9 protein-coding genes are annotated in these 12,905 nt (G+C 76.3%); 4 read left to right on the plus strand and 5 right to left on the minus strand.

The genetic code is table 11. The features are described from left to right. The first annotated feature begins 272 nt into the window (after positions 1-272). Positions 273-1,670, plus strand: a complete 1,398-nt coding sequence (locus Sspor_RS33880; RefSeq protein ID WP_202202495.1) for a HEAT repeat domain-containing protein — start codon at positions 273-275, stop codon at positions 1,668-1,670. 94 nt (positions 1,671-1,764) lie between these two features. Here the strand turns inward: Sspor_RS33880 and Sspor_RS33885 are convergent, their stop codons facing one another. From Sspor_RS33885 to Sspor_RS33905, 5 genes are all read right to left on the minus strand, one after another. Further along, positions 1,765-2,430, minus strand: coding sequence for a hypothetical protein (locus Sspor_RS33885; RefSeq protein WP_202202496.1), 666 nt, complete (start codon positions 2,428-2,430; stop codon positions 1,765-1,767). Next, the gene (locus tag Sspor_RS33890; protein ID WP_202202497.1) at positions 2,427-2,999 is read right to left on the minus strand and encodes an RNA polymerase sigma factor; all 573 of its coding nucleotides are present in this window, start codon (positions 2,997-2,999) and stop codon (positions 2,427-2,429) included. The genes Sspor_RS33885 and Sspor_RS33890 overlap by 4 nt, the downstream gene beginning before the upstream one ends. Before the next feature lie 72 nt (positions 3,000-3,071). Continuing rightward, a complete protein-coding gene (locus Sspor_RS33895; protein ID WP_237404139.1) occupies positions 3,072-3,941 on the minus strand; it encodes a 5-oxoprolinase subunit C family protein in 870 nt (289 codons plus the stop codon). Beyond that, entirely contained in the window at positions 3,934-4,563 is a 630-nt protein-coding gene (locus tag Sspor_RS33900; RefSeq protein ID WP_202202498.1) for a 5-oxoprolinase subunit B family protein, read from the minus strand. The genes Sspor_RS33895 and Sspor_RS33900 overlap by 8 nt, the downstream gene beginning before the upstream one ends. Then, positions 4,560-5,354, minus strand: a complete 795-nt coding sequence (locus Sspor_RS33905) for a LamB/YcsF family protein (RefSeq protein WP_202202499.1) — start codon at positions 5,352-5,354, stop codon at positions 4,560-4,562. Before Sspor_RS33905 ends, Sspor_RS33900 begins: the two co-directional genes overlap by 4 nt. Positions 5,355-5,443: 89 nt before the next feature. Between Sspor_RS33905 and Sspor_RS33910 the strand changes: the two genes are divergently transcribed. The 3 genes from Sspor_RS33910 (at position 5,444) to Sspor_RS33920 (ending at position 12,844) form a co-directional block, all read left to right on the plus strand. Then, positions 5,444-6,949: a hypothetical protein gene (locus Sspor_RS33910; protein WP_237404140.1), complete on the plus strand. Its 1,506-nt coding sequence runs from the start codon at positions 5,444-5,446 to the stop codon at positions 6,947-6,949. Between the two features lie 229 nt (positions 6,950-7,178). After that, the gene (locus Sspor_RS33915) at positions 7,179-8,081 is read left to right on the plus strand and encodes a hypothetical protein (RefSeq protein WP_202202501.1); all 903 of its coding nucleotides are present in this window, start codon (positions 7,179-7,181) and stop codon (positions 8,079-8,081) included. Between the two features lie 50 nt (positions 8,082-8,131). Further along, positions 8,132-12,844 carry a hypothetical protein gene (locus Sspor_RS33920; protein ID WP_202202502.1) on the plus strand — a complete coding sequence of 1,571 codons (4,713 nt, stop codon included), beginning with the start codon at positions 8,132-8,134 and terminating at the stop codon, positions 12,842-12,844. Positions 12,845-12,905: the final 61 nt, after the last annotated feature.

Raw genomic sequence — 12,905 nt, forward strand, 5'->3', positions numbered from 1 at the left:
CCATAAATGTGGTCGCGGTGCACAAACCGGCTGGGTCATCATGGCGTCGGATTCGATTCGCGAGCACGGGGGACGGGCAGAAGCGGGCGAGCGAGAACACGAAGGGTGTGCGAGGCCGGCCCGGCCTCCATGATCACGAAGCACCGACGAGAGTGAGAAGGCAATGGTCTACATCGAGCGGAACAAGACGGCGGACGTCCTCACATGCTGTTACGCGGCCCTGTGAATCCCGATTCCCGGTTGCGTCCCCAGCTTGATTTGAGGCCATTCCCATGTTCGAACCAGTCATAGCGCCGAGCGGTACCCTGCTCGGGCTCCTCCAGCGGGGCCGTGGCGACGGCACGCTGCACGCACTCGCGGCGCCCAGGGCGGAGGCCCTGGAGGCCCTCAACCAGTGCGTGCTCCGCGATCCGCGCCAGGACTGGCAGGTCGAGAACCGCTCCCTGTACTACGCCCGGCTGTACCTGGACCTCGCCGGTCCCCTGGGCGAGATCGAGGCTCACCTCTTCAGCGCCGACGACCTCGTCGACGAAGAGGACCACCGCACGGGCCTCGCCCTGTCCGTCCTGGGCCACCTGGCCTCCTACGGCCGCGACGACGCGCTCATGCTGCTGCGCCGCTACGCCGCCTCGGGGGCGAACTGGGCCTGGGCACTCGACGAGCTGGCCCTGCGTGACGACGACGAAGGCCTGCGGTCCCTGGCCGCGGCCGTCCTCGCCCGCTTCCCCGCCACGGCGGAGGGCGAGGCGCGGCTGGCCGCCGCCGTCCGCGACGCCTACGAGCCCCGCCCGTGGAGCCTGTGGGAGGAGATCCCCCAGTACGGAGAGCGCCTGCGCGCCGCCCGTCAGCAGGGCTCCTTCGACCGCTGGCAGCGCCAGATGACCCCCAGCGGCCCCCGGCCCGGCTGGGGCGTCCAGGCCGTCTTCGACTGGGCCGCCGACGGACTGCGCCGCGGCACCCCGCTGCACGTCCCCGCGGCCCGCTGCCTGGCCGCCGTGGCCCAGCCCGAGGACCGCTCCGCCATCCTCGCGGCCGCCGCCGGCGCGGACGGCGAGGCCGCCCGGGCCACCGCCCTGCACCACCTGGTCCTCGCCGAGCCGGACAACCCGGCCGTGCTGGACCTCATCGAAGCCGCTGCCGACGAGCCCGCCGTGGCCGCCTTCGAGCGCATGTGCGGCCCCGAGGCCGTCGAACGGGCCCGACGCTGGGTCCACCGCCCCGACGCGCTGGGCGAGGCCGCCGCGGCCACCCTGGCCGCCCGCGGCGGAGCCGAGGACGCGGGCCTGGTGCTCGGCGCCCTGCGCTCCACCGTGCGCGGCGCGGGCCCGGACACCCGGCGCCTGTTCGCCCTGGTGGACGGGGCCGGACGGCTCGCCATCGGCTGCGCGGCCCCCGTGCTGCGCCACGTCTACCGCGAGACCGCCTCGTCCCACCTGCGCGGCCGGGCCGCACGGGCCCTGGCCAGCACCGACCCCTCCTTCGCGGCGGGCTTCGCCGTCGAATGCCTCTGGGACTGCGAGGAGACCACCCGCGAGGTGGCGGCCCGCCACGCCGAGACGGCCGACGCCCGCGTCGCCCCGCGCCTGCGCCGCCTGGCCGCGGATCCGGCGGAGGAGGAGGACGTCCAGTCGGCCGTCCGCAGCCGCATCGCCCCGGAATCGGCCGTGTAGACCCGCCGGCAGCCCCACGACGCCACTCGGCCCGGCCCCCTGACAAGAGGGGGCCGGGCCGAGTGCTGTGACGGCGCGCGGCCGCGCAGCGCGATCAGGGCGAAAGGGTGGCCGGTGGGCTGGGGGTTCGGGTGGGGCGCCCCATTTCCTTCTCCTTCAGGTAGGCCTCCCGGAAGTCGACCGAGCAGGACGGGACCCATTCGTTCGGCAGGACTCCGAAGGCGAGTCCCCACTTCTCCTCCCACCACGGCTGGAAGTACGCCCACGTCAACACGAGTGTGTGTCCCGGGGGGACCGCCTTCGGGTTGACCTCGAGGGTGCGTCTGCCATCGCTGCTCGACACACCGGCCGCGGGATCGTCCTTCGGGCCGCGGACCCAGCCCTTGACCGCCTTGCACTCGAGTTCCGGCAGCAGCTCGGGCACGACGGTCGGGACCCCCAGTTCCTTCAGCCGGGCGGCCAGGGCCGGGAGCTGCTCCTGCCGGGGCGCATCGAACCGCAGCGACCCGTCCGGCTCCTTCGTGATCCTGGGCGCGTCCGAGGCCGAACGGCTCGGCGTGCCGGCCGGCAGGGAGCCGGTGCGGGTGCTGCCCGTGAGGGTCATGACGGCGACCACGGTGGCCGTGGCGACGCCCACCGCGAGCGGAATGCCGTACCGCCGGGCGAAGGACCGGGCGGGGGGCGCGGGCTCGATCTCCGGGAGACGGGCCAGGAGCGCTGCCTTCAGCCGCTCCTCGAAGCCACTGGGGCTGCTGTTCATCGGGCTGCCTCCATCTGGCGTGCGGTCATGGAGCCCGGGGCGCCCAGGGCGCGCCGGGCCCGGTGCAGGCGGACGCGGACCGTCGCCTGGGTGACGCCGAGGGCCTGGGCGGCCTCGGCCGGGGTGAGCTGGTCGAGCACGACCAGGTCGAGGGCGGCGCGCAGCGGCTCGGACAGGGCGGCGTGGCGCTCCGCGAGCTCCCTGAACGCGCGCTGGGCGTCGATCCGCTCCTCCAGCGCCGCCACGTCCTCGTCGTCGAGCAGGCGCCGCCCGCTCAGCCGCGCCAGCGCCCCGCTCTCGCGCGCCAGCCCGCGGGCATGGCCCGACAGGACGTTGCGGGCTATTCCGAACACCCAGGCGACCGGCGCTCCCCTGTCGGGCCGGTAGCCGCGGGCCGAGCTCATCGCGGCGAGGAAGATGTCGGCCGTCAGATCGGCCGCCAGGTGCGGGTCGGCGACCCGCCGCGTGACGAAGCCGAGCACAGCGTCGATGTGTTCCTCGTAGAACGCCGCGAACCCCTCGGGCGTGGTGAGGTCCGGTGGTCCGGTCTCGTGTCGTGGGCTGAGCACCCGGTTCCTCCCTGCGCGGGGGACCCGGTCGGCCCCCTCACCCCGTACTTGGCCGAAGCCCCCGCGAACGTTTCACCGGGACCTCACGAACCTGACCGGCACCCCCGGCCGGGCCTGTGCCGCCGCGTCCAGGGCCGGGCCCGGCGGGACCACGCCCACCACCGGGTAGCCGCCCGTCACCGGGTGATCGGCCAGGAACACCACCGGCAGCCCGTCCGGCGGCACCTGGACCGCGCCCAGCACCATGCCCTCGCTCGGCAGCTCGCCCGCCCGGGCGCGGACCAGCGCGGGGCCCGCCTCCGTCCGCAGCCCGATCCGGTTCGACCTGGCCGACACCCGGAACGCCGCCCGCCACAGCCCGGCCAGCGAAGCCTCCGTGAACCAGTCCGACCGCGGCCCCGGCCGCAGCGGGAGCAGCAGCTCCGAAGGGGGCCCGGGCAGGCCGCAGGCATCCGCCCCGGGGGCCGGATCCGGGCCGGCCGTGCCCACCGGCAGCAGCATCCCGGCGGACAGGACCGGCGGCCCCAGCCCGGACAGCAGGTCCGTGGAGCGACTGCCCAGGACCGCCGGGACGGCCAGGCCTCCCCGCACCGCGACGTAGCCGCGCACTCCCGACTCCGCCCGGCCCACCTCCAGCTCCGCCCCGGCCGGGAGCCGGACCGGCGCTCCCCAGGCCACCGGGCGACCGGAGACCCGTACCGGACAGGGCGCGCCCGTGACCGCCACGGTGGTCGCAGCCAGGGCCCGCAGCCCGACCCCGTCCAGGGTCGTCTCCAGCGCCGCCGCGTCCGCCGCGTTGCCGACCAGCCGGTTGGCCAGCGCGTACGCCGCGGTGTCCAGGGCCCCCGAGCGCGGGACCCCCAGATGCGCGTATCCCGGCCGGCCCCGGTCCTGGACCGTCGTCAGCGCCCCCGGCCGCACTACCAGCAGCCCCTCAGCCACGGCCGCCGCCCTCCTCCGCCGTGAACCGCACCCGGACCCCGGGCGCGAACAGCGCCGCCGGTTCCCGCCGCGGGTCCCACAGGACCGCGTCCGTGGAGCCGATCAGCTGCCAGCCGCCGGGGGAGGAGCGCGGGTACACCCCCGCGTACTCCCCGGCCAGCGCCAGCGAGCCCGCGGGGACGGCCGTACGGGGCGTCGCGCGGCGGGGGACGTGGAACCGCTCCGGCAGCCCCGTCAGATAGCCGAATCCCGGCGCGAAACCGCAGAAGGCCACCCGGAACTCGGTGGCGGCGACGATCCCCGGGACCTCCCGCGGGGCCACCCCCCACACCCGGGCCACCTCCACCAGGTCCGGGCCGTCGTACCGCACCGGGACGGTGACCTGCGGCCCCTGCGTCGCGGCGAGCGGCGGCACCCGCCACCGCGCGATCCGGGCGGCCAGGGCGGCCGGGTCCTGTACGCCGTCCAGCAGTACGGTCCGCGCGGCCGGCACGAGGTCCCGTACGGGCCCCAGCTCGCCCGCGTCCCGGCGGCGCAGCAGCTCGGCGTGGAGCGCGGCGACCTCGTCCGCCGAGTCCAGTTCGACCAGCAGCGCCGCACCGCCCACCACGAGGGTCCTCACGCGAAGGCCTCCACCCGGACCCCGGCCGCGCCCAGCGCCTCCCGGACCCGGCGGGCGAGCCCGGCCGCCCCCGGCGTGTCCCCGTGCAGGCACAGCGAGCGCGCGGCCACGGAGACCGGCGACCCGTCGGCCGCCGTCACCGCCCCCTCGGCCGCCATCCGGACGGCCCGCGCCACGACCGCGTCCGGGTCGTGCAGCACGGCGTCCGGCTCGCCCCGGGGGACCAGCGTCCCGGCCGGTGTGTAGGCGCGGTCGGCGAAGGCCTCCGGTACGGGGGCCAGCCCGGCCTCCCGGGCGGCGGCGAGCAGCAGGGCCCCGGGCAGCCCCAGCACCGGCAGGCCCCCCGTGGCACCGGACCCGGCCGCCAGCCGGACGCCCGCCACCACGGCGGCGGCCTGGCCGGCGTCGTGCACGGTGCGGTTGTAGAGCGCGCCGTGCGGTTTCACGTAGGACACCCGGGAACCGGCCGCCCGCGCGAACACCTCCAGCGCCCCGATCTGGTACGCCACCTCGTCGGCGAGCTCACCGGGCGGCACGTCCATGGAGCGCCGCCCGAAGCCGGCCAGATCGCGGTAGGACACCTGCGCGCCGATCCGCACGCCCCGCTCCGCGGCCAGCTCGCAGACCCGGCGCATGATGGACGGGTCGCCGGCGTGGAAGCCGCAGGCCACATTGGCGCTCGTGACGACGGAGAGCAGGGCCTCGTCGTCGGTGAGCGTCCAGCGCCCGAAGCCCTCGCCGAGATCGGCGTTGAGGTCGATCACAGGAGCGGATGCGATCATGGAATCCATGCGCTGAGCGTAGAGCAGGGGGCCGGGGGACGATCCGGCCGAACCATGCCGTTTGGGATGTTGTCAGTAACAGGACCTAGTCTTTGTCCGTGACTCTCCCCGCCCCGGCGAAGACCCTTCCGTCCCCGGCGCCGGGCCCGGCCGCCGACGAGGGCCTGGCCCGGCGGCTGCGCGCCCTCGCCTGCACCGCCCCGCTGCACGACCTCGACGTACGCAAGGCCAATCTGGCCGGCGAGTACGGGGTCTACGCGATGGCGGAGGTCGCGCTGGCCGCGATCGACCTGGTCACGCTCAACATGGACTTCGACACGGGCGCCGACCACGAGCAGATAGTGGCCAGGCTGCTGCCGCGCGTCGCGGCCCAGGCCCCGGCCCGCCCGGCGGCCGAGCACGAGCGGGTGGCCCGCTGGGTGCTGGAGAACCTGATCAACGTCGGCAGCGTGGACCGCGGTTTCCGCGCGATCTACGGCACCTTCGGCCCCGACGGCGTCTACGTGCGCCGGGACTACGACTTCAAGCTCATCGAAGAGGTCCCCGGCCACGGCGGCGTGGTCTACCTGCGCACCACCGACGAGGCCGTCAACGTCCTGGTCGGCGCCCTCGACACCGACGTCACCAGCGCCCAGATCGCCGCCGAGGTCAAGCTGGAGGTGCTGATCAGCCGCGGGCGGCTGGCCGACGCCCAGCTCGCCGCCGAACAGGCCCGCTACCGGACCGTCCAGTACGCCGAGACCCTGCGCCGCACCCTGGACGCGACGCGCCGCAACGTCCGGGCGGTCGACTGGCTCCAGGCCGTGCCCGACATGATCGCCGAGGCCCTGGACCACGTCGCCGACCGCTACCGCCACGAGAACGCGATCCTGACCAACATCCGCAAGGCGCGCGACGAGGCGGAGGAGCCGGAGAACAAGCGGCGCGCCGCCGAACTCGTCGACATCGTCAAGGACTGCATCCGCCGCCACACCCAGCTCCAGTCCCGGCTGCTGGACGCCGGCCCGCTGTTCCGCGCCGAGCAGGACCGCCAGGCCTTCGCGGCCCCGGCGCCCCGGTCCGGCATCGACCTGTACGGCCAGCTCGTCGCCCCGCTCCTGCCGCTCCCCCTGGAACAGGCGAGCCGGGTGACCGCCGCCTTCTTCGCCTCCGGCGCGGGGCTGCGCACGCCCGTCTCGGTGCGCGTGGCCGACCTGGTCGAGATCCTGCTCACCCCGCCGGTGGAGCGCGAGCACCTCGGCGCGGAGATGCCCGAGCCGGACCTCATCGCCACCCCGGACGACAGCCGCTTCAGCGAGGAGCAGCTCGCCGCCGCGATGGAGCTGCTGGACCTCCCGCACGATGCCCCGCGCCGGCTGTCCGGGCTCCTCGCGGAGGCCCGCCGCAGCGACCCGGAACTGCCCTACCTGGTGGCCCTGCTGGCCGTGCACGCGGCGAGCCCGGCCGTCGGCACGGCCTACCGGCAGGGGGAGGAGCGGCTGCTCTTCGCGGTGGACGACGGCACGCAGCTCGACGACCACGAATTCGGCGGCGCCGACCTCATCGTCGGCACCGCCCTCCTGGACGCCGCAGGCATGGCCGCCGACCGCGCGGAGGCGTCGTGACCACCGATCCAGTTCCGCCGGCTCCGGATTCAGCCCCGCCGGCGTTTGAGGCGCGGGTCCGGGCGGAGCCCGGTGCCCGGCGGAGCCGGGTTTCCTGGGGCGCTGCCCCAGACCCCGTGCCTCAAACGCCGACGGGGCTGAATCGGCCGGAGCCGCCTGGTCCGCACACCGGCCCCGCCGGCAGCAGCCGTACCGCCCGAACCACCCGCACCGCCGAGGAGATCCACCCGTGAGCGACCACCACGCCGAGCACCCCGCGTGGAGCGAGCCCGTGCAGACGGCCCCGGCCGCGCCGGTCCAGGCCGCCGCGCCGGTGACCCCCGCCGACGCCGCCGACGCGGCCCGGCTCGTCGCCTTCGGGCTCCAGCCCAAGCTGCTTCCCGCCCGGGACGCCGAGTACGCGGAGCTGCTCCGCCGCTACCGCGAGAACCCCGCCTTCGGCCGGCTCGCCGACGCCGTCGCCACCGGCCTCGGCCTCGTCGTCCTGGAGGTGTCCCCGCGCGCCGGCATGGCGGTGGCCGCCGACGAGGACTCCGTCTTCGCCGTCCGGATGGGCGACTACGCCCGCCGCACCGCCGCCGACTCCGCCGACCGCTTCCTGCACGGCCTCGCCCACCTCGCCGTCGCCGCCCTGGCCTTCCCCCGCCCCGAGGACCTCGCCGACGACGGCTACATCGGCCGCATCACCGTCAACGGCGTCGACGCATTCGTCCGGCAGACCTGCCGCCGCCTGGAGGAGCGCGCCGAGGAGCTCGGCGAGAACACCGACCCGGCCTCCGACGCCCCCGGCCTGGAGGCCGCCTGGCGCGTCTACGCCCGCCGCAGCGCGACCGGCGCCACCAAGGACGCCCGCCGCCTCGCCGGCTCCACCACCGGCATCGTCGGCAAGGCCGCCGCCTTCCTCACCGACTCCGGTTTCCTCCAGCGCACCGGCGACGAGGCCGGCGGCACCTACCGCACCACCCCCCGCTACCAGCTCCAGGTCCGTGACATGGCGGGCAGCGCGGCGATGGCCGAGCTCCTGGAACTCGGCGTGGTCCCCGTCAGCGACGGCTCCGCCACCCTGCTGCCGCCGCCCGAGGGCGACGACCTGGACCTGGCCGCCGACGCCGGGCTCCCGTTCCACGCCTGAGCCCCCGCCCCCGTACCTCCCTCACCCAGACACCACGAGAGTCCGCCGCCATGTACGAGCTGTCCCGGATCCGTCTCTACTCCATCGGGCCCGCCGGTGCGCGCTACGCCGACACCGTGCTCGACCTGCGCGGAGTCGGCGAGCCGGTGCCCCACCCGGCGCCGGCCCAGGCGGAGTTCTTCGAGGACGAGCCCACCGGGCCGCCGCGCCGCCCCGCGCCCGCCGGCGTGCTCTTCCTGGAGAACGGCGGCGGCAAGTCCGTCCTCCTCAAGCTGATCTTCTCGGTGATGCTCCCGGGCCACCGCAACACCCTCGGCGGCGCCAGCTCCGGCGTCCTGCGCAAGTTCCTGCTCGCCGACGACTGCGGGCACGTCGCCCTGGAGTGGCAGCACACCCAGACCGGCGAGTGCGTGGTCGTCGGCAAGGTCAGCGAGTGGCGCGGCCGCCAGGTCTCCAACGACCCGCGCAAGTTCGCCGAGGCCTGGTACTCCTTCCGGCCCGGGCCGGGCCTGAGCCTCGACAGCCTGCCCGTCGCCGAGGCCACCTCCGTGCGCCCGCCCGTCGAAGGCGCCTCCGGGGCCCAGGGCCGCCGCCGCACGATGAAGGGCTTCCGTGACTCCCTCACCGAGGCGGGCAAGGCGTACCCGCACCTGGAGGTGTACTTCGAGGAGATCCACGACCGCTGGAACGAGCACCTCACCGAACTCGGCCTCGACCCCGAACTCTTCCGCTACCAGCGTGAGATGAACGCCGACGAGGGCGAGGCCGCCGGCCTCTTCGCGGTCAAGAAGGACTCCGACTTCACCGACCTCCTGCTGCGCGCCGTCACCGACACCCGCGACACGGACGGACTCGCCGACCTCGTCCACGGCTTCGGCAACAAGCTCGGCCGCCGCGCCGAGCTCATGGCCGAACGGGACTTCACCGCCGGTTCGGTGGACCTGCTCACCCGCATCGTCGAGGCCGCCGGAGCCCGCTCCCGGCTGCGCGACGTCCACGCGGGCGCGGAACGCCGCACGCGCACCCTCGCCCGGCGGCTCTCCGCCCGCGCCGCCGAGGAGCGCGGCCGGGCCGCCGACCTCGCCCAGCAGGTCACCGGCGCGGCCCACCAGGTCACCGCCGCGGAATCCGCGCGCACCCGCAGCGCGGCCGTCTCCGCCGAACTCGCCTACCGGCACGCCTCGCTGGCCCTGACCGTCGCCGACAAGGCCGCCGCGGCCCAGCGCCGCGAACTCCTCGAAGCCCGCACGCTCCACTCCGCCTGGCAGGCCGCCGAGAACGTGCTGCGCCACCGGGCCGCCGCCGACCGCTCCGCCCGCGTCGCCGCCGCGATCCTGGAGGCCGAGCGGGACGCCGCCCCGGCGCTGGCCGCCCGCGCCACGGCCGCCGGCGAGCTCGTCCGGGCCCTGCACACCGCCGCCGAGCACGGCGAACGGCTCGCCAACGAGGAGGAGGAGCGTTCCGCCGCCCTCCAGGACACCGGCGAGGCCGCCCACCGCGACGCCACCGCCGCCGCCACGGCCGCCCAGCGGGCCCGCAGCGAGGCCGAGCACCTGCGCTCGCGCCTCGCCGAGGTCCAGCAGGAGACCGCCGAGGCCGTACGCGCCGGCTGGCTCGACGACACCGCCCCCGACGCCGACCCGGCCCGCGCCGCCCTCGCCGCCACCGATGCCGAGAAGACCGCCGTGGCCGCCTGGGACGAGTCCCGGGAAGCCGCCCGGGCCGCTGCCGAAGCCGCCCGCGAGGCCGCTGCCGCGGAGTCCCGCGCCGAGCTCACCGCCGCCCGCGCGGCGGACGCCGCCGACGCGGCCGAGGCCGCGCACGACGCGGAGCACCGGGCGGCGGCCTCCCTCGCCACCGCCCCGCGCCTGGCGGATCTGCTGGGGCTGCCGTCGGTCCCCGACGCCTTCCTCCCGCACCCGCGCGCGGGTGCGCAGGCCGACGCCGCCGTCGGAGCCACGGCCTCCGGCGCGGTCGGGCGCCCGGGAGCCGCCGGCACCACGGCCCCGGGCCACACCGGGACCGCCGGGGGCGAGGGTCTGACCGTCGCCGACCTCGACCGCAACGCCGACGACCTCCGCACCCTGCTCACGGACGGGGTCGCCGCGGCCGAGCGCCAGCTCTTCGAGCTGCGCACCGCGGCCGCCGACGACGCCCGGATCCTCGGCGCCCTCGGCGACGGCGGCCTGCTGCCCCCGGGCCCGGACGTCCTGGCCACCGTGGAGTACCTCGGTGAGCACGGCATCCCCGCCCTCCCCGGCTGGCGCTACCTCGCCCAGTCCGTGGACCCCGCCGACCACGCCGCCGTGCTCGCCGCCCGCCCCGAACTCGTCGACGGCGTCGTCATCACCGACCCCGACACCCACGGCCGGGCCCGCGAGGTCCTCGCCGGCGCCGCCCTGCTGCCCCGCTCCACCGTCGCCGTCGGCACGGCCGCCGCCCTGCTGGCCCCGCTGCCGCCGGCCGGCGACGGAGCCGACTCCGGGGTGTTCCTCGTACCGCCGAACCCGGCCATGCACGACGAGCACGCCGCCGACGAGGAGCGCCAGGCCCTGCGTGCCCGGGCGGCCGCCCGCGACACCGAGATCCGCGACCTCGCCGCCCGCCTCGGCGGTGACCGCGAGCTCGCCGCCCGCCTCGGTTCCTGGCGCACCGGCTGCCCGCCCGGCCGCCTCACCGAACTCGCGGAGGCGGCCGCCGCCGCCCGGATGTTCGCCGAGGAGGCCGACGCCGAGCTCGCGGAGGCCCGTACCGTACGCGCCGAGGCCGACGAGGCCGCCGCCGACGCGGCCCGGGTCCGCGAGGAGCGCCAGGACACCGCCCAGCGCGCCCGCCGTGCCGCCGACGCCCTCGCCGGGCTCGCCTTCCGGCTGCGCGAGCGCGCCGGCTGGCAGGCCCGCCTGCGTGAACTCGCCGACGACGCCGCCGAGTCCGAGGCCCGCGCCGAGGTCTGCCTGGACCGGGCCCGCGCCGCCGACGAGGACCGCCGCGCCGCCCAGCGCGCCGCCGACGACGCCCGCCGCACCGCCCGCGCCCTGCGCGCCGAACGCGCCGAGATCGCCGGTGCCCCCGACCAGCTGCCCGACGGCGAAGGCGACGGCCCCCGGGCACCGCTGCCCGACCTGCGCGAGGCCTACCGCGCGGCCTCCCAGCTCTACGAGAAGGTGGGCGTCGGCGCCGACCTGCGTGCCGAACAGGCCCGCGCCGAGAGCGACGAGAGCGCCGCCCTCGCCGAACTCGACCGCCTCACCAACAAGGTCCGTACCCGGGCCGCCCAGCTCCTCGAAGGCACCGACGGGGCCGACGGCCCGTCCCGGCAGGCGGCGGCCGCCCGCGCCGAGTCCCTCGTACAGATGCTGGAGACCCGGGCGTCCACCGCCAGCGAGCAGCTCGGCCGACTGCGCGGCGAGGCCGAACGGCACGCCCCCACCGAGGGGGAGGCGCACACCGAACTCCCCGAGGAGCTCGTCCCCGAGGACGTCGAACAGGCCCAGGCCCTGCTGCGCACGGCCACCGCCCAGCTCGCCGCCCACACCGCGGCGGTGGAGAGCGCCCGGGCCGCCCACGCCGACCTGCTGCGCGCCCACCGCACCGCCGAGGACGGCGCCGGCGGCTTCGACGAGACCGCGGCGATGCTGCGGGACCTGCTGCGCGACCACACCCACCAGGACGACGAGCAGGAGCCGGTGCCCCACGCGGGCACCCTGGAGGAGGCCCGCCAGTCCGCCACCGAGGCCCGCCGCTCCCTGCGCGGCTGCTCGGCCGACCTCTCGGCCGCCGAGTCCTCGGTGCGTGAGGCGAGCGACATCCTGGTCCGGCACGCCAACGCCACCCGCTACGAGCAGGTACGCACCCCCGCGCGCCAGCAGATCCGGGAACTGCCGGCCTCCGCCCTGCCCGAGCACGCGGCGGCCTGGGCCGCGGCCTTCGCGCCCCGGCTGCGCGTCCTCACCGACGAACTGGCCCAGCTGGAGCGCAACCGCGACAGCATCGTCGACCGCCTGCGCGGCCTCGTCGAATCGGCCCTGGCCACGCTCCGCTCCGCGCAGCGGCTCTCGCAGCTCCCGGAGGGCCTCGGCGAGTGGTCGGGCCAGGAGTTCCTGCGGATCCGCTTCGAGGAGCCGGACCAGGCCACCCTCACCGAGCGCCTCGGCGAGGTCATCGACGAGGCGACCCGCGCGGCCGTGAAGAAGAACAGCACCGCCTCCTTCGGCGAGGGCCGTCGTGACGGCATGTCGCTGCTGCTGAGGGGTGTGCAGGCGGCCCTGGAGCCCAAGGGGATCTCGGTGGAGATCCTCAAGCCGGACGCGGTGCTGCGCGCCGAGCGGGTGCCGGTGGGGCAGATGGGCGACGTGTTCTCCGGCGGGCAGCTGCTGACCGCCGCGATCGCGCTGTACTGCACGATGGCGGCGCTGCGCAGCAACGACCGCGGCCGCGACAAGCACCGGCACGCGGGCACGCTGTTCCTCGACAACCCGATCGGCCGCGCCAACGCCACGTACCTGCTGGAGCTCCAGCGGGCCGTCTCCGACGCCCTCGGCGTCCAACTGCTCTACACGACCGGCCTGTTCGACACCACGGCCCTGGCCGAGTTCCCGCTGGTGATCCGCCTGCGGAACGACGCGGACCTGCGGGCGGGCCTGAAGTACATCAGCGTCGAGGAACACCTGCGCCCGGGTCTGCCGCAGCAGTCCGCCGAGGCGGAGGCCATCCACGGCGAGATCACGGCCACCCGGATGTTCCGGCGCAGCGGAGTCTCCTGACGCGCGGTCAGCCGGGCGCGGTCGGTCGGGCGCGGTCGGCCGCACGCGGGTACCCCGGCCG

The organism is Streptomyces spororaveus, from assembly GCF_016755875.1.
Classification (GTDB): domain Bacteria; phylum Actinomycetota; class Actinomycetes; order Streptomycetales; family Streptomycetaceae; genus Streptomyces; species Streptomyces spororaveus.

Coding starts and splice junctions, on each gene's coding strand:
- Sspor_RS33880 (WP_202202495.1), top strand. CDS start 273: ATGTTCGAACCAGTCATAGCGCCGAGCGGTACCCTGCTCGGGCTCCTC.
- Sspor_RS33885 (WP_202202496.1), bottom strand. CDS start 2,430: ATGAACAGCAGCCCCAGTGGCTTCGAGGAGCGGCTGAAGGCAGCGCTC.
- Sspor_RS33905 (WP_202202499.1), bottom strand. CDS start 5,354: ATGGATTCCATGATCGCATCCGCTCCTGTGATCGACCTCAACGCCGAT.
- Sspor_RS33920 (WP_202202502.1), top strand. CDS start 8,132: ATGTACGAGCTGTCCCGGATCCGTCTCTACTCCATCGGGCCCGCCGGT.